Here is a 21,246-nt window from a genome sequence, read left to right as displayed (position 1 = left end):
ACCGGTCAGCGCGGCGTCCAGCGCGATCCGGCCACCGTCGGACGCGCCGACGACCGCGGCCCGTTGGACACCGCACGCGTCGGCGTCCACCGGCGCGACCAGATCGAGATGGTGGGCGAACTCCCCGACACGTCCCCGGAGGCGCCCCGGCCCCGCCAGTCGTAGCGGATCACCCGGTAGCCCGCTGCCAGGACGGTGAACTGCGCGTCCCACATGCGCCCTCCGCGCAGCCCATGTGCACGAACACGACGGCCTCAGCGCTGCCCGCCTCGTCGTCCGCGACCTCCGCCCGGGTCGCCAGGCCCTGTCTCCACATTCCCGCCTGCCGGGCCGTGCCGATGACCAACACCCGCCTCCCTGCCGTACTTTCGCGCTGCGTACGCGCAGCTGCCTTCCGCCCTCCCCCGGCTCGCATTACCTGGAAAGTCATCGCCCACAGTGCGCCCAGACGGCAGGATGGCGGACAGCCACAGCCGACCGACCAGGAAGGACCCCATGTCCGCCTACGCGATAGCTCACCTCCAGGAAGCCACCCCGCACCCGGAGATCGCCGAGTACATCACTCGGGTCACCGCCACCTTCGAGCCCTATGGCGGCCGGTTCCTCGTACACGGCACTCCGCACGAGGTGAAGGAGGGATCCTGGCCCGGGCACGTCGTCGTGATCGGCTTCCCGTCGATCGCCCAGGCGCGGGCCTGGTGGGACTCCGACGCGTACCAGGCCATCGCCCCGCTGCGTTCCCGGCACATCGAGGGGGACATCATCCTCGTGCCGGGCGTGAGCGAGGACTACGACGCGACGGTCACCGCACAGACCATGCTGGAGGCCCTCGCCGACCACGGCTAGGTTCGGCGACGAGTGCGCGCATCGACTCGGTGTCGACCAGGTGCCTGGGCACGACAGGAGGGCGTCGTTGTCGGTCTTGACGAACCCGAGCAGGTTTCACGGCGCCGCCGCAGACATCCGTACCTTCGACCGAGCGCTCGGCGGCCCCGATCACAACGCCGCCGGGCATCTCGTCACCGGCGAGGGCCGGGCCGACCACGCCGCCCCGCACGTCCCGCATGCTCCGGCCGCCCGACCTGCTCCACCCGCCCGACCTGCTCCACCCGCCCGCAGCGCCTCAGGCCAGGCTCTCGTCCTGTGGTGGCGGGGCCGCGCCCGGCCGGCGGTGTCCGACGGGCAGGAGGGTGCGGCCGTGGGTCTCGTTGATGACGGTCGCCGCCGATGCGTACCAGGCGACAAGTCCCGTGGCGATGCCGAACCATCCGCCCACCTGGGTCATGGCGTGCGGCTCGGCTCCCGTCTGGAAGGCGCCGATGGCCAGGAAGAGGTAGGTGAGCACGAGCAGCACCAGTACCAGCAGGACGGCGAGGCTGACCCGCAGCGCGGCGACCGCCATGTAGGCCGTGAAGATCGCCCACCCGAGCAGGAACAGGCCGAGCGCGTTGTGTGCGTCACCGGCGAGTGCCAGGCGCGGTGCGACCCACCAGTAGGTCAGCCAGAAGGCCCCGTACGAGACGAACACCGTCGCGCCGAACGTGTTGCCACGGCGGAACTCGAACAGACCGGCCGCGAACTGGGCGAGTCCGCCGTAGAAGGCGGCGAGGCCCAGCACCGGCACGATGGCGGCGGGCTCCTGCAGCAGGTGGGTGTTGACGATCGAGAGCAGCAACGTGGTCAGGGCGAAGCCAGCCAGGCCCAGCGGGGCCGGGTCGCCCGCCACCGTCGGGCGCGGGCTGTCCGCGAGTGACCGCTCCGGGTGGAGGTTCCTCGTGTCCTCGTTCATGTCCGGCATCCCTTCGACCAGAGCAGAGGACCAGCAGCCGACGCTCGCCGAGCCCGTGAGCATGCTGGTCGGAACCCCGAGGCGGGCTGACGACACTTATATGCCGCCTGCGTCTACCTTTACGGAAAGTACCCATTTGTCGCATTCGTTAGCCCTTTCCGGGCTCGTTTGTCAGCCCGCGCCGGACACATGCGGTGCGCGGTGTGGGCGGGTCAGCCTGCCGTGGTCGCGACGACCAGGCTGAACCCGATCAGTACGACGCCGAGCGCGGCTGTGAGATGGGTCAGCATGCCTCCGGCCTCCTCCTGGGACGAGCGGCCGGCACGGATTTCGTTTCGGGTGCGTTGGTTCAGTTCAGGGACTTCCAGGCGAGCGGTGGGGGTTGGCGGACGCGCCCTCGGTGCTCAGCAGCACGACCACCGAGGTGGTGTCGAGCCCCAGTGCCGTACGGCGGGCATCGGCGCCCGCTCCGGTGAGCGCGGCATAGAGGCCGGCGAGTGCCGCCGCCCCGCAGGGTCCCGAGGAGACACCGAGAGCCGCGAGACGGGCGGCCGCTCGGGCAGCGGCGGAGTCCGGGACGGCGACGGCGGCGTCCAGCCCGCCGTGCAGGTGCGGCCAGGCCAGACGCGACGGTGTGCCGCAGTTCAGGCCGGCCATGGCGGTTTCTCCGGTGGTGACGCCGACGGCCTCGCCCCGGGTGAGGCCGGCGAGGACACAGGCCGCGGCCTCGGGCTCCACCGCCAGCAGCGCCGGAGCGGATCCGAAGCCGCGGCTGCGGTGGTGGGTGATGACGGCCTGGGCCAGGGAACCCACGCCCACCGGTACGGAGACGAGGTCGGGCCCGTCCGTCACTCCCTGGGCCGCCAACTGCTCGTCGAGCTCCGCGCAGAGGGTGGAGTACCCCTCGACGATCCACTCCGTGATCCGCTCATGCCCCGGCAAGGCGGTGTCCTGGACCAGGACCGCGTCCGGCGCGGCAGCCGCCCCGGCCGCACGCCGTACCGCCTCGTCGTACGGCCCCGGAACCTCGGTGACCTTCGCCCCCTCGTCGACGATCGCCGCGACCGCCCGCGGATGCACTCCCTGGGGGACGAGGACGTGGGCGTGCTGCCCGTGCCGGCGGGCCATGCGGGCCACCGCTCGGCCGTGGTTGCCGTCGGTGGCGGTGACGAAGGTGACCGGGTCGGTCCGCATGCCACCGGCGGCCCGTTCGGCGAGGACGCGGTGGACCGCCCACGACCCGCCGAGCGCCTTGCTCTGCAGGTCCGGTCCGGGCGAATGACCAGGACAGCTTCGCCGAGGCGTGGCACGTGGTCGACCTGGGCTGGGGGCCGACGCCGGCCGAGATACGGCGCGTGCGCAGGCCCGGCGGCCGGCTGATCGCGTCGGTGGACCACCCTTTCGTGGCCCAGAGTTCCGGCGCAGGCCGTTGCACGCGATGACCGATGCCTTCGCCACCGCCGGCTTCCGCCCTTGCGTCATCAGCGAGCCGCAGCCCGACCCGGCCGCCCGTGGTCAGGGCTCGCGGTGTTCGTGTGCGGCCTGCTCCAGTGCCTCCGCCTCGGCCTGGGCCAGGCGTGTCTCGGCGGCCACGTCGATCGAGCGGGTCAGCCACCAGTACAGCAGCGCGGAGACCGGGAGGCCGATGAACAGGGAGATGTCGGCGCCGCCCAGCGCCTTGGCGGCGGGGCCCACGTACAGGGTGCCGACGGAGAAGAAGGGAACCATGACGGCGAAGCCGACCAGGTACGCGATGATGCCGTGCCAGCCCCACCGGCCGTAGATGCCGTGCGGGTTGAAGATCTCGGCGATGGCGTAGTGCCCGCGGCGTACGACGTAGTAGTCCATCAGGTTCACGGCAGTCCACGGGATGAACAGATAGAGCACCAGCAGCAGGAAGTTGTTGAAGTTCGTGAGGAAGTTGGCGGTCGCGGCCAGTGCGCCGATGAGGGAGAGCGCGGCGGTCAGGCCGAGGGTGAGCAGTCGTACGGCCAGCGTCGGCCGGACCCGTTTGAACGAGTCGATGCCGCTGATGAGGGTCAGCGAGCCGCCGTACATGTTCAGCGCGGTGACGGACACCAGGCCAAGGGCGGAGAAGAGCAGCACGATCGCGCCGAAGCCGTCGAACACCTTGTCCCCGGCCGCGTTGATCGACGTGATGGTGTCGAAGTTCTTGCCCGCCCATGCGGCCAGCAGCGAGCCGAGGACCATCAGCCAGATGCCGCCGAGCGCGGAGCCGAAGTACGTCCAGTAGAAGGTCTTACGGACCGTCACGTCAGGCGGGAGATAGCGCGAGTAGTCGGAGACATAGATGGCCCAGCTGATCTGGTAGCCGGCGACCACGCCGAACTGTGCGAGGAACGGGGTCCATTTGAAGGCGCCGAGGTCGAAGGAGCCCGCCGGATAGTGCAGGGTCACGAGGACGCCCACCGTGAAGATCCCGAAGATGATCAGGAAGGTGTACGTCAGGAACCGCTCGGCCTTGTGGATGATGTCGTAGCCCACCAGCGCGATGACGAGCGCGACCACGGTGACCACCACCACCCACAGCTTGACGCCGCCGTGCAGGGTGGTGTGCAGGGAGTCGGCGGCGAGGATGCTGTTGAAGACGTTGAACCCCGCGTACTGCACATACGCGAAGAGCCACACCAGGAGGGCTCCGACATAGCCGAACTGGGGGCGCGACTGGATCATCTGCGGCAGGCCCAGCTGGGGTCCCTGCGCCGAGTGGAAGGCCATGAAGAAGGTGCCGAGGACGGTGCCGGCGACGATGGCCAGCAGAGACCAGATCAGATTGCCGCCCTCGGTGATGCTGATCAGTCCCACGGCCAGGGTCGCGATCTGGGCGTTGGACATGAACCACAGCGGTCCCAGGTGCCAGAGCTTGCCGTGCCGCTCGTCCAGGGGGACGTAGTCGATGGACCGGACCTCGAGGCCGGACACCCTTGGCTCAGCTGATGTGCTCATGACGCCTCCCGCGGTCCGGCCTGCCTCTGGGACACATTGTTCTCCGTCGGGGACGGCGTGACGAGTGGTGCGTACGGAGATACGGCGGCGGATACGGAACGGGAAGCGGACCTCTCCGACCGGCTGGAGCGCCCTGGAAGCGGCTGCGCAGGCTGGCTCAGTCCTGGCGGGCCGTGCCGCCGCCGTTGCGGTGGCTCGCGGTGAAGCGGGACGGGGGCAGGCCGAAAGCGCGCGTGAAAGCGGCGGTCAGCGCGGCGGGAGAGGCGTAGCCGAGGCGGCCGGAGACCTCGGTGACCGAGGCCGTACGCAGCAGCGGCACCGCGGCGAGCAGACGCGCGCGGGTGCGCCAGACCGCCGGACTCTCGCCGGTCTCGGCGCGGAAACGCCGGGTGAAGGCCCGTTCGCTCAGGGCGGCCCGCGCGGCCCATGCCGCGTTGGTGACACCGGCGTCCGGGGCGGCCAGATACTCCCGGCAGATCGACGCGAGGTCGGCGGCGGCGGGGATCGCCACGTGGAACGGCAGCGGGGTGCGCGCGGCGATCTCGTGCAGGAGGAGCGCCACGACGCAGCCTTCCCGGCCGGAGAGGCCGTAGTCGGCCTCGAACTCGACGGCGGCCAGGAGGAGTTCACGCAGCAGCGGCGGAACGTCCACGACCGTGCAGCTGGCCGGCCACCAGGGCACGGCGTCCGGCTCGATGTAGAGGCTTCGGGTGCTCACCTCCAGCATGCGGACGCGGTGCCGGGTGGTGGCGGGGATCAGCACGGCTCGCTCCGGCGGAACGGTCCAGGTGCCCTCGGGCGTGTCCACGACCATCACGCCCGTCGCGCCGTACAGGAACTGCGCGCGCCGGTGCTGGTGCCAGTCGAGCACATGGCCGGACGGGTAGTCGGTGCCGATGGGCAGGACGGCCCGGTCCACATGGTCGAGGTCATCCAGGGAGACGTTCTTCACGCGGCCACTGTAGGGGCCGAGTCTCGAAGGAATGGTGCCGGGCATCGCATGCGGGCACCTCGTCGCTGCTGGTGAGGTGGCCCTGTGAATGATGTGGCGCTTCTTGGCATCGGGCTCCTGTGCGGGCTCACGACGGTCCTGTTCGGGTTCGGCGGCGGCTTCGTCGCGGTCCCGGTGGTGATGTGGGCGAACGCGGTACTCGGCGCGGACGCGATACGGGTGGCGACCGCCACCTCGGCTCTGGTGATGCTGGTGAACGCGGGGTTCGCCACGGCCGTCACGCCCCGGCGCGTCCTGTCCGCCCTGCGCGGCAGCGGCACGTTGCTGCTCCTGCTGGCGGTCGGGGCCGCGGCCGGTGCGCTCGCCACCCGCCACGCCCCGGCCGGCCAGGCCCACTGGGGCTTCGTCGCGTACGTCGCTCTCACCATCGTCGACCTGCTGCTGCGCCCGGGCTTCCTGCGCCGGCGCGGACCGGCCGGGGAGAGCGGCGAGGGACGGGTGGAGCAGGCCCGCGAGGCTCGGGCAGGAGCGGTCCGCGCGGTGCCTCGGCCGCTGCCCGCCGTCCTCGGCGCGCCGATCGGCGCGGTGGCGGCCTTCCTCGGTGTGGGTGGCAGCGTCATGACGGTCCCCGCGCTACGACGCGCCGGGCACCCGATGCGGGTGGCGACCGCCCTGGCCAACCCCCTCACCCTCGCCATCGCCCTCCCCGCCACCGCGCTCTCGCTGACCGGCACGGACGCCGGGGCCGTCGCCGGGCACACCCCGCATCTGGTCGGCCTCGTCGATCTCCGCGCCGCCGGGGCGCTGCTCGTCGGCGCCCTGCCCGTCATCGCGGTGCTGCGACGCCGGCCGCCCCGGATCCCCGACCGCACCTATGCCTGGGCGTATCTCGCGCTGCTCGGCGTCGCGGAGCTCGCGATGCTGGTCGCGGGCTGAGGCGGGTCCTCGCGGCCGGACGACGAGCCTCGGCGGGTGTCCCGGCTCAGGGCCGGCGTCAGGACGCCTTGCGCCGCCGCCTGATCGGTTCGCCCACCCGGTGCAGGTGTGTGAGGGCCTCGCGGTAGGACCGGATCAGGCCGGTCTCGTGGTAGGGCACGCCGATCTCCGCGCAGTACGCGCGCACGATGGCCTGGGCCCGCCGCAGATGGGGTGTGGGCATGCTCGGGAACAGGTGGTGTTCGATCTGGTAGTTGAGCCCGCCGAGCAGCACATCGGTGAACCGGCCGCCGTGTACGTTGCGGGAGGTGAGGACCTGGCGGCGCAGGAAGTCGGGCCGTTCGTCACCGCTGAACGTGGGCATGCCCTTGTGGTTCGGTGCGAAGGTGCAGCCGAGGTAGACACCGAAGAGGCACTGGTGCACGGCGAGGAACGCCACCGCCTTGCCGGGCGGGAGCACGAGGAAGAGCGCGGACACATACGCGGCGAGGTGCAGGAAGAGCAGACCGCCTTCCAGCAGCCGGTGCTTCATGGCCGGCGAGCGCAGCGCGCGCACACTCGCGACGTGCAGGTTGAAGCCCTCCAGGGTCAGCAGCGGGAAGAACAGCCACGCCTGGTGGCCGCCGATGAGGCGGGCCGGACCACGGCTGTCGCGAGCCTGGGCGGTGGACCACACGAGGATGTCCGGGGCGACATCCGGGTCCAGTTCCTCGTGGTTGGGGTTGGCGTGGTGGCGGGTGTGCTTGTTCATCCACCAGCCGTAGCTCATGCCGATGCCGAGATTGCCGAAGAGCCGGCCCCATGTCTCGCTCGGCCGGCCGCGCCGGAACACCTGCCGGTGTGCCAGGTCATGGGCGACCAGGGCCACTTGACCGAACATGAACGCCAGGAAGGCCGCCACCGCCAGCTGCCACCAGGTGTCACCGAGCGCGAGGAAGGTTCCCCAGCCCGCCACCGTCAGCGCGATCACCAGACCGAGCCGTGCCGTGTAGTAACCGGGGCGCCGCTTCAGCAGACCCGCCTCGGTGATACGCCGGGACAGCCGGGCGAAGTCGCTGCCGGCCGCGGAACCGGACGGACGGGAACGGGCGGCCGGCACCTCGGCCGCGACCGGGGCATGAGGGGAAATCGTCATGCCGTCGAGTCTCTGCCCGCCCGTTCGGCCGTAACATCCGGTCAGACCCCCGACCGGACGGGGGGCTTTCCCCAGGACGCGCAGGGTGGTGTCCCCCTGCCGAGCAGCTGACCTCAGCCTTCCCGGGAGGCCTGACCGGTGAGGAGTTCGAGTGTGTCGATCACACGGTGGGAGAAGCCCCATTCGTTGTCGTACCAGGCGACCACCTTCACGTGACGGCCGTCGACGCGGGTGAGGGCGGAGTCGAAGATCGACGAGGCCGGATTGCCCGTGATGTCGGAGGACACGAGCGGGTCGTCGGAGTACTCCAGGATGCCGGCGAGCGTTCCCTGCGCCGCGGTGCGGTAGGCCGCCAGCACGTCGTCGCGGGTCACGTCGCGTGCGACGGTCGTGTTGAGTTCGACGATCGAGCCCACCGGAACGGGCACCCGGATCGAGTCGCCCGACAGCTTGCCGTCGAGGTTCGGCAGCACGAGACCGATCGCCTTCGCCGCGCCCGTCGTGGTCGGCACGATGTTGACGGCGGCGGCGCGGGCCCGGCGGGCGTCCCGGTGCGGACCGTCCTGCAGGTTCTGCTCCTGCGTATAGGCGTGCACCGTCGTCATGAACCCGTGCTCGATCCCGGCGAGTTCGTCCAGCACGGCGGCCAGCGGCGCGAGCGCGTTGGTGGTGCAGGAGGCGTTCGAGACGATCGTGTGCAGGGCCGGGTCGTACGCGTCGGTGTTGACACCGTACGCGAGCGTGACGTCGGCTCCGTCGGACGGTGCGCTCACGAGCACCTTGCGCGCACCGGCGTCGAGGTGGGCGCGGGCGGCCTTCGCCGACGTGAAGCGGCCGGTCGCCTCCAGGACGACGTCCACACCGAGTTCGGCCCACGGCAACTGCGCGGGCTCGCGCTCGGCGAGGACGGTGATGCGACGGCCGTCGACGACGAGGGCGTCCCCGTCGACGGTCACGGGACGGCCGAGCCGGCCGGCTGTGGTGTCGTAGGCGAGCAGCCGTGCGAGGGTGGCGGGTTCCGTGAGGTCGTTCACGGCGACGACCTCCAGGGCGCTGCCGCGTTCGAGCAGTGCGCGCAGCACATTGCGTCCGATACGACCGAAACCATTGATGGCGATGCGAGTCATGAGTGGTGTCCCCTGAGTCCTGCCGGCTTCTGCGGCTTCTGCTGGTTCTCTTCGGTGCGCCACCAGCGTCGCGCGCCGCCCGCGCTCATGACCATGTCGCGAGCGCCATGGTTCGCAAGGATCGCGCCAGCGCCGGCTGGAACGCTGTACCGCGGTCGGGAGGGCCGGCGGGCGGCTACTCACCCTGGGTGAAGGTGCGCCGGTACTCGCTCGGGGTGGTGCCCAGGATCCGCTGGAAGTGGGTGCGCAGATTCGTGCCGGTGCCGAGGCCGACGTCGGCCGCGATCTGCTCGATACTGCGCTCCGAACGTTCGAGCAGCTCGCGGGCCAGGTCGATGCGGGCGCGCATCACCCACTGCATCGGCGTGTACCCGGTGTCCTCGACGAAGCGCCGGGAGAGCGTGCGCGGCGAGACCGCGGCATGCCGGGCGAGCACCGTGAGGGTGAGGGGCTCGCCGAGGCGGTGCAGGGCCCACTCGCGGGTCGCGGCGAACCGCTCGCCGAGCGGCTCGGGCACACTGCGCGGCACGTACTGGGCCTGACCTCCGCTGCGGTAGGGGGCGGCGACCAGGCGCCGTGCCGCGTGGTTCGACGCGGCGATCCCGAAGTCCGTGCGCAGGATGTGCAGGCACAGATCGATGCCGGAGGCGGCGCCGGCCGACGTCAGCACGCTGCCCTCGTCGACGAAGAGCACGTTCTCGTCGACGCTGACGAGCGGGTGCTTCGCCGCGAGGGCCCGCGCGTAATGCCAGTGCGTCGTCGCGCGCTTGCCGTCGAGCAGGCCCGTGGCCGCGAGTGCGAAGGCGCCTGTCGAGATGGCGGCGAGCCGTGTGCCGCGTGCGTGGGCGGCGAGCAGGGCGTCGACGACGGACCGTGGCGGGTCCTCGCGGTCGGGAAACCGGTACCCCGGGATGAAGACGATGTCCGCCCACGCCAGCGCGTCCAGGCCATGGGCCACGTGGTACGACAGCCCGTCACCGCCCGTCACCAGCCCGGGCGCCGCCCCGCACACCCGCACCTCGTACGGCATGCTGGCCCGCGTTGTGAACACCTGGGCCGGGATCCCGACGTCGAGCGGCTTCGCGCCGTCGAGCACGAGGACGGCGACGCGTTGCAGGCGGGGTGACGGCACGGGGGACAGGGTACGAGAGTCACAGGGTGCGAGAGGGGGCAGGCCGTACGACGGCGGGCCCCGCCGGAGGGGAACCGGCGGGGCCCGCTGCCCAAGGGCGTGCGGCGGTTGGTGGTGTCAGTCGGTGCCGGACTCCATCGCGGCACGGTCCAGGGCCACGTCCTCCTCCGAGACCTCTCCGCGGGAGGCGATCGCCTCGGCGCCGCCCTGGGGCATCGCGCCGATCAGACCGGTGGAGGCCGCCTGGGCCGCGCCGATCAGGGCCGGGTGCTCGGTGCCGACCATGCCGAGGCCCGCGTACTGTTCGAGCCGCGCGCGGGAGTCGGCGATGTCGAGGTTGCGCATGGTGAGCTGGCCGATCCGGTCCGACGGGCCGAACGCGGAGTCCTCGGTCCGCTCCATGGACAGCTTGTCCGGGTGGTAGCTGAACGCCGGGCCCGTGGTGTCGAGGATCGAGTAGTCCTCACCGCGCCGCAGCCGCAGCGTGACCTCGCCGGTGACCGCCGCACCGACCCAGCGCTGCAGAGACTCGCGGATCATCAGCGCCTGCGGGTCCAGCCAGCGGCCCTCGTACATGAGACGGCCGAGCTTGCGGCCCTCGTTGTGGTACTGGGCGAGGGTGTCCTCGTTGTGGATCGCGTTGACGAGGCGCTCGTAGGCCGCGTGCAGCAGGGCCATGCCGGGCGCCTCGTAGATGCCACGGCTCTTGGCCTCGATGATCCGGTTCTCGATCTGGTCCGACATGCCGAGGCCGTGCCGGCCGCCGATGGCGTTGGCCTCCATGACCAGCTCGACCGGCGAGGCGAACTCCTTGCCGTTGATCGTCACCGGACGGCCCTGGTCGAAGCCGACGGTCACGTCCTCGGGGGCGACCTCGACCGAGGGGTCCCAGAACCGCACGCCCATGATCGGCTCGACCGTCTCGACACCGGTGTCCAGGTGTTCCAGGGTCTTGGCCTCGTGGGTGGCGCCCCAGATGTTGGCGTCGGTCGAGTACGCCTTCTCCGTGCTGTCGCGGTACGGCAGCCCGTGCGCGAGCAGCCACTCGGACATCTCCTTGCGGCCGCCCAGCTCGGTCACGAAGTCGGAGTCCAGCCACGGCTTGTAGATGCGCAGGTGGGGGTTGGCGAGCAGGCCGTAGCGGTAGAACCGCTCGATGTCGTTGCCCTTGAAGGTGGAGCCGTCGCCCCAGATCTGTACGTCGTCCTCCAGCATCGCCCGGACCAGGAGGGTCCCGGTGACGGCGCGGCCGAGGGGCGTGGTGTTGAAGTAGGCACGACCGCCCGAGCGGATGTGGAAAGCGCCGCAGGCGAGCGCGGCCAGCCCCTCCTCGACCAGGGCCGCGCGGCAGTCGACCAGGCGCGCGATCTCGGCGCCGTAGGTCGTCGCGCGGCCGGGCACCGAGGCGATGTCGGGCTCGTCGTACTGGCCGATGTCGGCGGTGTAGGTGCACGGGACGGCACCCTTGTCGCGCATCCACGCGACGGCGACCGATGTGTCGAGGCCGCCGGAGAAGGCGATACCGACGCGCTCGCCGACCGGAAGGGAAGTGAGGACCTTGGACATGGGAAGAGTATGCATCATTACGCATGCCCATGCATAGTGCGGGCTCGCCGTCGGCCTGCGGCCTGGGGGGGCGGGAGCGAGGCGCCGCACTCCGCGCAGCGCCAGCGCGCCTGCGGGCATCGCCGCACTCGTCATGAAAGAGACCGCGCTGACCAGCACAGGGCCAGCGCCCCGCGGCGGCCAAGACCCTCGCCGACGCGCGAGCCGAACTGTTCATGGATGACCTGGACGGCCATGGATGACCTGGACGACCGCCCGGCCTGCCGCCGGCGCCGGACGGTACCGCGGCCGTCTTCGTCGTACCGCCGGTACCGTACGGACCGCCGCCCTGCACGCCCGGGCTGCTCACCCGGGCGGACCGGCTCGCCGAGTCCGGCGCCGCCGCACCGCGCGCCCGCGTGCGGGCCGCCGTGAGCCGCTCCCGCGCCGACCTGGCACATGGCCCGCGCCTGCGCGTGCGCGTGCATGGAACCGCTGCGGGAGGCCTCCTCAGGGAGCCCGGCGAGCGCTGGGTGCGGGCCGGGAGGGCGGGGGCACCAGGGGCGCGATGACCTGCTGCGCCCGGCGCCGGCATCGGCGGGCGGGGCGCGGCTCGTTCACGACCGCCGGCCGCCGAACGTCCACGCGTGGACGTCAACCTCCGCATAGCGGCCGGGAGTCAGGACGGCTCGTGCCGTATCCGGGTCCGGGGCCCGGAGGAGCGCGGCCGTGCCGAGCCAGGTGGCGCCGTCGTCGGACAACAGGGGCCCGTACGCGATCAACTCGCCCTGGTACGGCGACGGTACGGCAAGGCCGGCGTCGCCCGTCTCCTCCGCGCCGAGGCCGAGCACCAGGTAGCGGTTGCCGTCCGTCGGACCGCCGGGGAAGTCCCACATGGTGCGCCCCAGCATGTTGCGCCACCGGCGCAGCAGGACGTCCCGGTACACCCCGGCCTGGTAGTTGGGCTCGTCGAAGGCGAAGGCCCTGGCAGCCGCGGAGTCCGGCAGGTCGACGATGTGCACACTGCCGGTGGGCGTCTCCCCGTCGCCAGCGAAGGTCGGGCCGCGGGCGATCATCCCCTTGGCGAACTGGTCCATGTAGGACCAGTGCTGTTCCAGCAGCTCGCCGCGCAGGGGCAGGGAGCCGGAACGATCACGGTGGTAGCAGAAGAACTCCATGACCCAGACCCTCCCCCACCACAGGGCAGCGCCTCAACCGCTTTGGCTCCGGGAAAGCCATGGACAGGCCGACACGCTCCTCCAGATTCGCTGGACCTGCTCGCCAGGCTCCAGGGCGTCCGCCGCTTCACCGAACTCATCGCGGAACACCCCCGGTTGACCGCCACCACACTCCAGACGGTCGGCTCCAAGGGCTACGACGGCTTCACCGGTGACCGAAGTCCGGCGCCCGCCGCCCGAGTCGGCGGGCCCGTGTGCACGCCCATCGGCGCTCACACGGGCCACTACCCACCCCGAATCGGCCCTTGCGCGGGCTACGCCCCGGTCAGCTGCCGGTCAGCAGTCGCCGGACCACGTACCCGGCAGAGTCGACACCGGAGCTGCCGCCTTCGACCAGCGCCGCCACCGACATACGGGAGTTGTACGCGGTGAGCCAGCCGTTGGTGTGGTCCCCCTCCTCCGCGGTGCCGGTCTTGGCGCCGACGCCCGCCAGTCCGCCCAGTCGCGGAGCCGCCGTACCGCTGGTGGCCACGTTGCGCATCATCGACTGCAGATAGCCGGCCGTGCGGGCGGAGATCGGCCGGGACGCGGTGTCCTGGTGCTGTCCGGGCAGGATGATCGGCTGCTCGAAGCCGGTGTTGCGGACGGTGGCCGCCACGGATGCCATGGACAGGGGCGTGGCGGTGACCTTGCCCTGGCCGATGAACTGGGCCGCCTGGTCGCCGCCCTGGACGTCCGCCGGGATACTCGGGTCGGTGGTGGCGACGCCGCCGCCGATGGACCAGCTGCCCATGCCGAAGACGTTCACGGCCTCGTCGTGCAGGGCGGAGGCGTCGCCGTCGTGCACGAGGTGGCGGAAACCGTCCTTGATGAAGGAGGTGTTGCAGGACACCGTGAACGCCTGCGCGAGGGAGGCGCCCGGGTCGGCCCGCACACCGGAGTCGTTGTGGAAGAGCTGGCTGTTGGCCACCAGCGAGTCCGTGCACGGGGCGGGACTGTTCGGAGTGAGGCCCGCCTTGTCGAAGAGGGCCGCCGAGGTGATGATCTTCATGGTGGAGCCCGGGGACTTGATGCCGTTGATGGCGATGTCACCGTCGTCGCCCGTGTGCGCCAGCGCGAGGATGTGGCCGTTGCGCCAGTCGAGCGCCACGGTCCCGGCGGGCTTCTGCTGAAGGTGAGGGTCCTTCACGGCGCGCTCGGCCACCGTCTGGAGGGCGGCGTCGATGGTGGTCCTGACGATCGCCGGCCGGCCCTTGGTGAAGACCTTCAGCGCCTTCACGCCCGCGCCGCCGCCGTCGACCACGGCCACACCGGTTCCCGGCGTGCCCCCCGTGGGCTTCGCGTTCTTGCCGATCGTCGCCGCGACGTCCCGCAGCGACGCGAAGTGGGAGAGGTCGGTCTTTCCGTCGCTCGCGACGACCTTCGCGCCGGTCGAGCCGGCCGGCAGCTTGCCCGCCGTCAGCGACTGGCCGTCGCCCAGGCCCGGATAGAGCACGGAGTTGTTCCAGTGGACCGCCAGCTGGCCGTTCGTGCTCTTCCGCACCGCCACCGCGCTCGGATAGCTCCAGGTTCCGCCCGTGACCTCGGCGGTGACGTCGAAGGTGACTTTGGTGGCTCCCGGCGTCACCGATGAGGGTCCGGCGGACAGGATGTGATCGAACGACAGCTTCTTCAGGTGCAGGCCGTCGGCGTAGTCGCGCAGTGCCTGCGAGGCGGTGTCCGGTATGTCGGTGTCGCTCGCAGCACCCTCCAGGTGCTGCTGGGACCAACTGTCCAGGAAGGCATGGGTCAGCTTCTTCGCCTCGGCTCCCGACGGGGGTGTACCCGACACCGCCGAGGGGTCGAAACCGCGTGCCTCCTTGGTCGTGTCCTCACCCGCTGAACCGGAGGTCAGGCCATGCACAAGGTGGTAGGTACCGAGTCCCCCGAGGGCGAGCAGCGCGGTGCACGTACCGGCGAGGCCGATCTTCACAGCTCTGTTCATGAAGAGGATCGTATGTACGTTCCATGAAAACGCGTGCCGAAAGTCGGGAGATCGTTATCGGAACGTCAAGCCACCGGAACTGACGCGATCGAAGACCTCGGCACTCGACAAGGGCCACTCTTTCCAGACCTCTGGCGCGCCGGCCTGGGCGGGGATCTACGGGCAACGGTGGAGTCCTCCGTTCTCGCTGTCGCGGTGGGTCAGGTAAGCGCTGAGGCGCGTGGCGGCGTGCAGCATGGCGAGGCCCTGGGCGGTGAGTCTTTGTTGCCAGGTGTCCAGGGAGGCAGCCAGCGCGTCCGTACCGCCGGCCGTGCGGATCTGCTGGACCACGGTGGCGATGTGGTCGAGGAGATGGCCCCCGCGCCGCAGGAGGTGCGCCAGTTCGGCGTCACGGATGTCGTCGGCGTGGAAGACGCGGTATCCGGTCACCGGGTCCCGGGCGGGCCTGAGGATGCCGGCGCTTTCCCAGTTGCGCAAGGTCGCCGGGGTGACGTCGAGTTGGTGCGCGAGTTCGCCGACGGTGCGGGTTCCGCGATCCGGTGCGGGATCCGGGGCAGCCGGGGACTGCGCTGTCAGGTGGTTCACCGCTGTGCGCACGGCTTCGAGCGTGTCCCGGTCGCGAAGCAGCTGAGCGTGGCCGCGGTCGATGATCGTCAGAGCGTCGTCGCGTCGGTCCCGGTGGACGGCGTTCATGATCTGACCGGCGGCGGCGTACCCGTACGCGGGGACCAGCGAGAGGTAGGCACGCAGTGCTGCCGCGTGCACCTCGGTGTAGATCCGGTAGCCGCTGGAGGTGCGCTCGGCGGCCGGGATGAACCCGTGCTGCTCGTAGTTGCGTACGGCCTGGGTCGAGATGCCGTGCTCGCGCGCGAGGTCGGTCGGTCGCAAGGTGATCATCGGTTGAGACTTTATCCCAGGCCTCTCCCTTGAACAGCATCGTCCGAGCGTAATGGCCTTCCAGAAGCCTCAACCGTCCTTTCAAGGATACGATTGAGGTCCATGAGTCAGGACATCCGAGACTTCGTGACCCCGGCATGCGACCTCTTGGCGCTCGGTGAGCCCACACACCAGGAACCGGCCTTCGGGCGGGTCCGCAACGAACTGTTCGCGCAGCTGACCGACCGTGGCTTCCGGTCGATCGCCCTCGAGACCGACCGCGTGGCCGCGCTCGCCGTGAACGACTACGTCCAGGAGGGAGCCGGAAGCCTCGACGCGGTCATGCGCGAAGGCTTCTCGCACGGCTTCGGAGACCACGACGCCAACAGGAGGCTGGTCGGCTGGATGCGCGACCACAACCGCAACCGGCCGCCGGAGGAACGCCTGGCCTTCCACGGTTTCGACGCGCCGCTGGAGAACTTCAGCGCACCCAGCCCACGAACCTTTCTGGAACACGCCCGCGACTACCTGGGGCTCGATCTCGACCTGGCTGAACTCACCGGCGACGACACACGGTGGAGCCGGCCGGAGGCGGTCCTGGACCACACCATGTCACCCGGCGCCACGGCCGAGGCCGAGCGGCTGCGCCTGATCGCGGACGACATGCACCTCGCGCTCTACGGACGCGCCCCGGAGCTGATGGCGGCGACGTCCCGCGAGGACTGGGTCAGGGCCAGGACACATCTCACCGCCGGCCTGGGCCTGCTGCGCTACCACCGGCAGTCGGCACAGCCCCTCGAACCGGGCTCCCGGGAAGCCTGCCTGCTCGCCACCCGCGACGCGCTCATGGCCCAGAACCTGATGGACATCCGAGCCGTCGAGGAGGAGCGGGGCCCGACCCTGGTCTTCACACACAACTTCCACCTGCAGCGCAACGCGAGTGCCTGGCGCCCGGGGGACCTCGGCGCGCAGTGGTCCGGTGCCGGCGCCATCGTGGCCGCTCTGCTGGGCGAGCGGTATGTCTGCATCGCCGGCAGCCTGGGCCGCAGTGAGACTCTGGGACTCCAGGACCCCGCCCCGGACACCCATGAGGGCCGCCTCCAGAGCCGTATCGCCACCTGGGGCCTGGAACCGGCCACTGCGGACCCGTCCGCCCGCACACGAACGGGCACACACCCGAGGCACGGCTACTTCCCGCTCGACCGGGCGACGCTCGGCGCGGTGGACGCGGTCCTGCACATCAGCGACGGCACAACCGCGGGCACACGCGCACACATCTGACACGGCAGGAGGGCCGGATCCCGCGCCGCCGCAGCGAGCTGCCACGCCGTGACCGTGACGGCTCGCCTGCCTGATGTGCGGCCGGTCGCCCCGTAGGCTGGGTCCGTGACCGGCGAGACTGACCTGCAGACACTTCTCAGCGGCATGCGTCCGGAGCTGAATCCGGGCCGCTATGTCTTCACCATGGCCGAGGGAGGCGTGCCGTCCGGCGTCACCCCGTTGGTGACGGTCGCCGAGCAGGAGGGCCTGACCCTCGTCGTTCCACAGGCGGAGGCGGACGCGGCGGGAATGGCGTACGACTACGTGGCCGGCTGGATCACCTTGCGGGTGCACTCCGCGCTGGCCGCGGTGGGGCTGACCGCGGCCGTCTCCCGCGCCCTCGCCGACGCGGGCCTGAGCTGCAATGTGGTCGCCGGTTTCCACCACGACCACCTCTTCGTGCCCTACGACGACGCCGAGCGGGCCGTGGACGTCCTCCAGCGACTGTCCGACGCCTCCGCCTGAGCCGCTGGACCGGTCCGCTGACGACGGGGCTCAGCGCGGGGCGGAGACCGGTTCGCGGAGCATGAACACGTCCACCGGGCCCTCGCTCTCCCGGTGTGCGTCGTACCGCCCCAGACGGTCCAGCCCCGCCCTCATCACCACAGCCCGCAGTTCGGCCACCGCCTCGACGTCCGCCGCCGACGCCGGCCGTATCTCCCGGTCCATCATGACCCGTCCAGCCACGGAAAGTGTCCCGCTGTGGGCTGTTCGACGAGTTCGGCGTTCGGGAACAGGGCACCGAACGCGGCCACGAGGTCCCGGCCCGGCTGTTCCGACCGCCTTGTGGGCCTGGGCCACATCGTCCCAACGACCGTGGGGCAAGGGCGCGATGCAGGTCCGCAGCGATGTCCACCGTCAGGGGGAGATCTCCTACATCGTGCATCCCCGGATCTGGGGACAGGGCATGGGCACCGCCATCGGCCGCCGGCTTCTCGCCCACGGATTCGGCGAGTTGCGGCTGTGCCACACTCTGCAGTTGCGCGACGGCTGGCGGGACTCGCTGGTCTTCAGCATCCTCGAGGAGGAATGGCGTACCTCCTCGCAACGCACAGGGTTCACTCGATAGAAACCGGTTGGCCCACCCGTATCATCCATGTGTCGGGACACCCCCGCAGGAAACCTCCCCGCTCTGCCGGGGAACCCGCAGTACAACTCCCGCTCCGCGCTTGCCGCACCGGAGGCAAAGGAGCGCACCCCACTCACACCCTCGGAGCGACAGATGCCTGAGCCCACCACCCCCGTCACCGAGTTGACCTCGCAGTACGTCAGCCAGGTGACCAACGACCTCGAGCGCAACGTCAAGGAACAGGAGCGCATCTCCGCCGAAATCGTGTCGCTGCAGGAGCAGTTGACGGCCCTGCAGCATGATCACACCATTCTGACCAGTATGCAGCAGGCGCTCGGTGTGACCTCGGTGGGCGCATCCGCCACCACCGACGGCGCCGTGGTGCCCGGCCCCCGGAAGACGACCACCGCCACCGTCGTCACACGCCGGGCGCCGAAGAAGGCGACCGCGGAGCGGTCCGAGCCCGGGAAGGAGCGGTCCGAGCCCGGGAAGCGGTCCGTCAAGAAGCCCGCAGCGTCCAAGCCCGCGCCGTCCAAGCCCGCAGCGTCCAAGCCCACTGCGTCCAAGCCCGCGGCGAAGAAGGCGGCCGCCCAGACGGCTCAGCCCACGCTCGTCGAGCTCGTCCGCCGCCATCTCGCGGACCAGCAGGAGCCCCGCTCCGCCGCGGAGGTCACCGAGGCGCTCGAGAAGGCACACCCCGACCGGGCGATCCAGACCAAGGTCATCCGCACCACTCTGGAGAACCTCGTGGCCCGCAACGGCGCCCAGCGCACCAAGCAGGGCTCGTCCGTGTTCTACACCCTTCCCACCGGCTCGGAGCCGGCGGCGGCGAACGCGGAGGAGCCCCAGCCCCACTCTGCCGAGTGACCGCGTTCCCCTCGCCCCGTCCTGGCCGTGCCTGAGCGCCGCTGAGGTGCCTCGGTCCCCAGCCCGCTCGGGGGACGGGTTCCGGTCGGCACCGAAGGCGGCTCACAGGCCGGCGCCGGCCCTCTGCCGCGTCTGGTCGAACTCGGTCACCGGGTCGCCTCCGGTCTGCCAGGGCCACGCGGTGACGATGCCACCGATCGCCTCGAAGACGGAACGCGCCTCGGCGCGCCGGTCCGCGGCCATCAGCGCGTAGGCGAGGAGGTTGAGGTCGGCCACCGCCTTGGCGTGGCGGAGGAAGCCGGGCTGACCCCACGTGTGTGCCACGCGGTCGAGGGCCTGCGCGGCCATCGCCTGGGACCAGTGGTTACGCGCGACCAGTGCCTCGAATCCGCCGCGGTCGAGGATGGAGTGGTACTGGAAGATCTGGGCGGTGAGTTCGGTCGCGGCACACGGCGCGTTGGCGGGCATGCGGGCGCCCAGGCTGTCCACGAACTCCAGGACCTGGATACGCGATCCCGCCTCCTGTGGACTGAGGTAGGCCAGCATGCTCATATAGGCCTCGCGGTTCCAGCGATCGCGGGCGAGCACCTCGTTCCACACCCCGAAGACCTGGGACTGCTCACGGCGTTCCAGGCGTGCCACGGCGAGCAGAGCCACCCAGGGAGTGGGGTCGTCCGGAGCCAGTTCGGCAGCCCGCAGACAGGCCTCGATGGTGTCGGCGGGGTCCTCCAGGTGCCCCTGGGCGCGGGCCTGCGCCACCTGGGTCCAGGCGTGCAGGACGAGCGCGTTCGCGCTGTGGGGCTCCCTCGTCACCCAGGACCGCGGCAGATGGGATCCGACGAGGTATCCCGCCAGGACGTCGATGCGATGCGTCCGGCGGTCCCAGTCACCCGGGTCCTGCTCCAGGAGCCGGGACATCTGCGCCACACACAGCTCGGTGGTCCCGAAGGTGCCGGTCCTGGAGGTCGCCACGAGAGACTTCAGCAGCTTGCCCAACTCCTGGTCGTCGAGTTCCGGAGCGAGGCGGGCCCTCTTGCGGCGACTTGAAAGAAATGCCATGGCCGGAGGCTAGGGCGGATCTGTGAGGACACAAGGGCTGGGCCGAGATCGTTATGGTTTACACGTATCATCCGTCATCTGTCCGGGCGACGGTCGGGTTGCCGGTATTCCGGGTGCCGGGCAGGAAGTGGGTGACCCCGATCCTGCGGCGCCCAGCGGTACAGCGCGGAAAACCAGCGCCGCTACGGCCGCCACGCCCGCTGCCGTGGCCAGGGTGCCCGGGAGGGACCATGCCGCGAGCGGGCCGGCGATCGCCGCGCCGGAGGCGAAGCCGGTGATCTTCAGACTGGCACCGGTGGTGAAGATCTGGCCGCGCAGCCGGTCCGGAGCCTCCCGGTGGCGTACCGCGAACAGGGCGGTGAGCTGCGGTCCTTCGCCGATTCCGGTCAGCAGTAGGGCCAGGACGAGCACGTCGGGGCGGCCCGTTGCCGCGAGCGCGAGCGCGCCGGCCTGGATCAGGGCGCCGGCCCAGATGATCGAGTCGGGGGCCGTGGACCATGGGAACCGGGCCAGTACGGCGTTGGCCGCCAGAGCCGAGAGGGCCGCACAGGACAGTAGGAACGCACCTCGGCCCGCTCCGCCGAGAACTCGTTCGCCCAGCAGCGGGGCGCAGACCGTCAGCATGCCCTGCGCCGCAGAGCACAGAACCGAGAGCAGGGTCGCCCGTGCCAGCCGGCGTCTCGTGACGATGACCCGTGTTCCGGCGGCCAGGTCGCCGATCAGCGAACCCCGCTGCCCTCCCCTCGCCCGTACGGGACGTCCCGGCAGGGCCCATGCGGCGGGCGCCGCCGAGCCGATGAGCGCCGCCGAGACCACGACGGCCGCCGACGCGCCCAGGGCCTCTGCCAGGCCGCCGGCAAGACTCGGACCGGCCAGACTCGCCATGCCGAAGGTCATGGCATCGAGCGCGTTCGCGCGTGGCAGCCGGTCGCCGGCCGCCACGCGCGGCAGCTGGCCCGTCCAGCCGCCCGACAGCGCGGGCCCCAGTGATCCGGTCAGTACGGCGATCACGACGGTGACCGTGAACGGAAGCCGGCCGAGCCCGGCGAGGATCGCCACCAGCCCGGTCGCGTACAGGACGAGCGCCGCGGCGAGCAGCCGCCCCGGCCGCTGCTGCCGGTCGAGCACCGCCCCGAGCACCGGGCCACCTGCCGCCGCCGCGACCGTGATGCCCGCGAGCAGTGCCGACGCGTCGGAGGCCGACCGGGCGACGGCGAATCCCGCCAGCATCAGCGCCGGTCCCGACATCTCGTCCCCGGTCCGGGCCGCCCCTGCTCCCGCGACATAGGAGGCCATTGCGTAACGCCTTA

20 protein-coding genes and 3 pseudogenes are annotated in these 21,246 nt (G+C 71.0%); 8 read left to right on the top strand and 15 right to left on the bottom strand.

Going from position 1 to position 21,246, the window contains the following annotated elements; all coding sequences use genetic code 11:
• Nucleotides 1–5: 5 nt before the first annotated feature.
• A complete protein-coding gene (locus ABZ624_RS02720; protein ID WP_360081793.1) occupies nt 6–215 on the bottom strand; it encodes a hypothetical protein in 210 nt (69 codons plus the stop codon).
• A gap of 280 nt (nt 216–495) precedes the next feature.
• On the opposite strand from ABZ624_RS02720, the gene ABZ624_RS02715 reads away from it, so the two are divergent.
• Entirely contained in the window at nt 496–846 is a 351-nt protein-coding gene (locus ABZ624_RS02715; protein ID WP_360081791.1) for a DUF1330 domain-containing protein, read from the top strand.
• A gap of 277 nt (nt 847–1,123) precedes the next feature.
• Here ABZ624_RS02715 and ABZ624_RS02710 read toward each other — a convergent pair whose 3' ends face one another.
• Nucleotides 1,124–1,789 carry an acetate uptake transporter gene (locus ABZ624_RS02710; RefSeq protein ID WP_360081789.1) on the bottom strand — a complete coding sequence of 222 codons (666 nt, stop codon included), beginning with the start codon at nt 1,787–1,789 and terminating at the stop codon, nt 1,124–1,126.
• Nucleotides 1,790–2,143: 354 nt separating this feature from the next.
• Nucleotides 2,144–3,052, bottom strand: coding sequence for a pyridoxal-phosphate dependent enzyme (locus ABZ624_RS02705; RefSeq protein WP_360082167.1), 909 nt, complete (start codon nt 3,050–3,052; stop codon nt 2,144–2,146).
• A 44-nt stretch (nt 3,053–3,096) separates the two neighbouring features.
• Between ABZ624_RS02705 and ABZ624_RS02700 the strand changes: the two are divergent.
• Nucleotides 3,097–3,302, top strand: a pseudogene (locus tag ABZ624_RS02700) (SAM-dependent methyltransferase); the annotation flags it as partial.
• A 2-nt stretch (nt 3,303–3,304) separates the two neighbouring features.
• Here the strand turns inward: ABZ624_RS02700 and ABZ624_RS02695 are convergent.
• Together ABZ624_RS02695 and ABZ624_RS02690 are read right to left on the bottom strand one after the other, a co-directional pair.
• Nucleotides 3,305–4,756, bottom strand: coding sequence for a cytosine permease (locus ABZ624_RS02695; RefSeq protein ID WP_360081787.1), 1,452 nt, complete (start codon nt 4,754–4,756; stop codon nt 3,305–3,307).
• A 157-nt stretch (nt 4,757–4,913) separates the two neighbouring features.
• Entirely contained in the window at nt 4,914–5,708 is a 795-nt protein-coding gene (locus tag ABZ624_RS02690; protein ID WP_360081785.1) for a helix-turn-helix transcriptional regulator, read from the bottom strand.
• 84 nt (nt 5,709–5,792) lie between these two features.
• Between ABZ624_RS02690 and ABZ624_RS02685 the strand changes: the two genes are divergently transcribed.
• Nucleotides 5,793–6,644, top strand: a complete 852-nt coding sequence (locus ABZ624_RS02685; RefSeq protein WP_360081783.1) for a TSUP family transporter — start codon at nt 5,793–5,795, stop codon at nt 6,642–6,644.
• 58 nt (nt 6,645–6,702) lie between these two features.
• Here ABZ624_RS02685 and ABZ624_RS02680 read toward each other — a convergent pair whose 3' ends face one another.
• The 5 genes from ABZ624_RS02680 to ABZ624_RS02660 form a co-directional block, all read right to left on the bottom strand.
• Nucleotides 6,703–7,779, bottom strand: coding sequence for an acyl-CoA desaturase (locus ABZ624_RS02680; RefSeq protein ID WP_360081781.1), 1,077 nt, complete (start codon nt 7,777–7,779; stop codon nt 6,703–6,705).
• Nucleotides 7,780–7,892: 113 nt separating this feature from the next.
• On the bottom strand, nt 7,893–8,906 hold the full coding sequence (gene gap / locus ABZ624_RS02675; RefSeq protein ID WP_360081779.1) for a type I glyceraldehyde-3-phosphate dehydrogenase: 1,014 nt from the start codon (nt 8,904–8,906) through the stop codon (nt 7,893–7,895).
• Nucleotides 8,907–9,081: 175 nt separating this feature from the next.
• Nucleotides 9,082–10,038 carry a helix-turn-helix domain-containing protein gene (locus ABZ624_RS02670; RefSeq protein WP_360081777.1) on the bottom strand — a complete coding sequence of 319 codons (957 nt, stop codon included), beginning with the start codon at nt 10,036–10,038 and terminating at the stop codon, nt 9,082–9,084.
• 117 nt (nt 10,039–10,155) lie between these two features.
• Nucleotides 10,156–11,604: an argininosuccinate synthase gene (gene argG, locus ABZ624_RS02665; RefSeq protein WP_360081775.1), complete on the bottom strand. Its 1,449-nt coding sequence runs from the start codon at nt 11,602–11,604 to the stop codon at nt 10,156–10,158.
• Between the two features lie 596 nt (nt 11,605–12,200).
• Nucleotides 12,201–12,761: a YciI family protein gene (locus ABZ624_RS02660; protein ID WP_360081773.1), complete on the bottom strand. Its 561-nt coding sequence runs from the start codon at nt 12,759–12,761 to the stop codon at nt 12,201–12,203.
• A 105-nt stretch (nt 12,762–12,866) separates the two neighbouring features.
• Between ABZ624_RS02660 and ABZ624_RS02655 the strand changes: the two are divergent.
• Nucleotides 12,867–12,968 (top strand): annotated as a pseudogene (locus ABZ624_RS02655) (methyltransferase); the annotation flags it as partial.
• A gap of 118 nt (nt 12,969–13,086) precedes the next feature.
• On the opposite strand, the gene ABZ624_RS02650 reads toward ABZ624_RS02655, so the two are convergent.
• Nucleotides 13,087–14,745, bottom strand: coding sequence for a penicillin-binding transpeptidase domain-containing protein (locus tag ABZ624_RS02650; protein ID WP_360081771.1), 1,659 nt, complete (start codon nt 14,743–14,745; stop codon nt 13,087–13,089).
• A gap of 156 nt (nt 14,746–14,901) precedes the next feature.
• Nucleotides 14,902–15,642, bottom strand: a complete 741-nt coding sequence (locus ABZ624_RS02645; protein WP_360081769.1) for a TioE family transcriptional regulator — start codon at nt 15,640–15,642, stop codon at nt 14,902–14,904.
• Between the two features lie 102 nt (nt 15,643–15,744).
• Between ABZ624_RS02645 and ABZ624_RS02640 the strand changes: the two genes are divergently transcribed.
• Complete coding sequence (locus ABZ624_RS02640) at nt 15,745–16,902, top strand: erythromycin esterase family protein (protein WP_360081767.1); 1,158 nt, start codon at nt 15,745–15,747, stop codon at nt 16,900–16,902.
• 105 nt (nt 16,903–17,007) lie between these two features.
• Nucleotides 17,008–17,406 carry an ACT domain-containing protein gene (locus ABZ624_RS02635; protein WP_360081765.1) on the top strand — a complete coding sequence of 133 codons (399 nt, stop codon included), beginning with the start codon at nt 17,008–17,010 and terminating at the stop codon, nt 17,404–17,406.
• A gap of 90 nt (nt 17,407–17,496) precedes the next feature.
• Here ABZ624_RS02635 and ABZ624_RS02630 read toward each other — a convergent pair.
• Nucleotides 17,497–17,628 (bottom strand): annotated as a pseudogene (locus ABZ624_RS02630) (GNAT family N-acetyltransferase); the annotation flags it as partial.
• A 145-nt stretch (nt 17,629–17,773) separates the two neighbouring features.
• Between ABZ624_RS02630 and ABZ624_RS02625 the strand changes: the two are divergent.
• Nucleotides 17,774–18,010, top strand: a complete 237-nt coding sequence (locus ABZ624_RS02625) for a GNAT family protein (protein ID WP_360081763.1) — start codon at nt 17,774–17,776, stop codon at nt 18,008–18,010.
• Nucleotides 18,011–18,163: 153 nt separating this feature from the next.
• Nucleotides 18,164–18,877, top strand: coding sequence for a hypothetical protein (locus tag ABZ624_RS02620; protein ID WP_360081761.1), 714 nt, complete (start codon nt 18,164–18,166; stop codon nt 18,875–18,877).
• Nucleotides 18,878–18,979: 102 nt separating this feature from the next.
• Here the strand turns inward: ABZ624_RS02620 and ABZ624_RS02615 are convergent, their stop codons facing one another.
• Together ABZ624_RS02615 and ABZ624_RS02610 are read right to left on the bottom strand one after the other, a co-directional pair.
• Complete coding sequence (locus tag ABZ624_RS02615) at nt 18,980–19,936, bottom strand: hypothetical protein (protein ID WP_360081759.1); 957 nt, start codon at nt 19,934–19,936, stop codon at nt 18,980–18,982.
• Between the two features lie 51 nt (nt 19,937–19,987).
• The gene (locus ABZ624_RS02610; RefSeq protein ID WP_360081757.1) at nt 19,988–21,232 is read right to left on the bottom strand and encodes an MFS transporter; all 1,245 of its coding nucleotides are present in this window, start codon (nt 21,230–21,232) and stop codon (nt 19,988–19,990) included.
• Nucleotides 21,233–21,246 lie beyond the last annotated feature (14 nt).

The organism is Streptomyces sp. NPDC007205 (genome assembly GCF_040634095.1).
Lineage (GTDB): Bacteria > Actinomycetota > Actinomycetes > Streptomycetales > Streptomycetaceae > Streptomyces.
The sequence above is the reverse complement of the archived record's forward strand: the minus strand, read 5'-3'. Positions and strand labels throughout refer to the sequence as shown.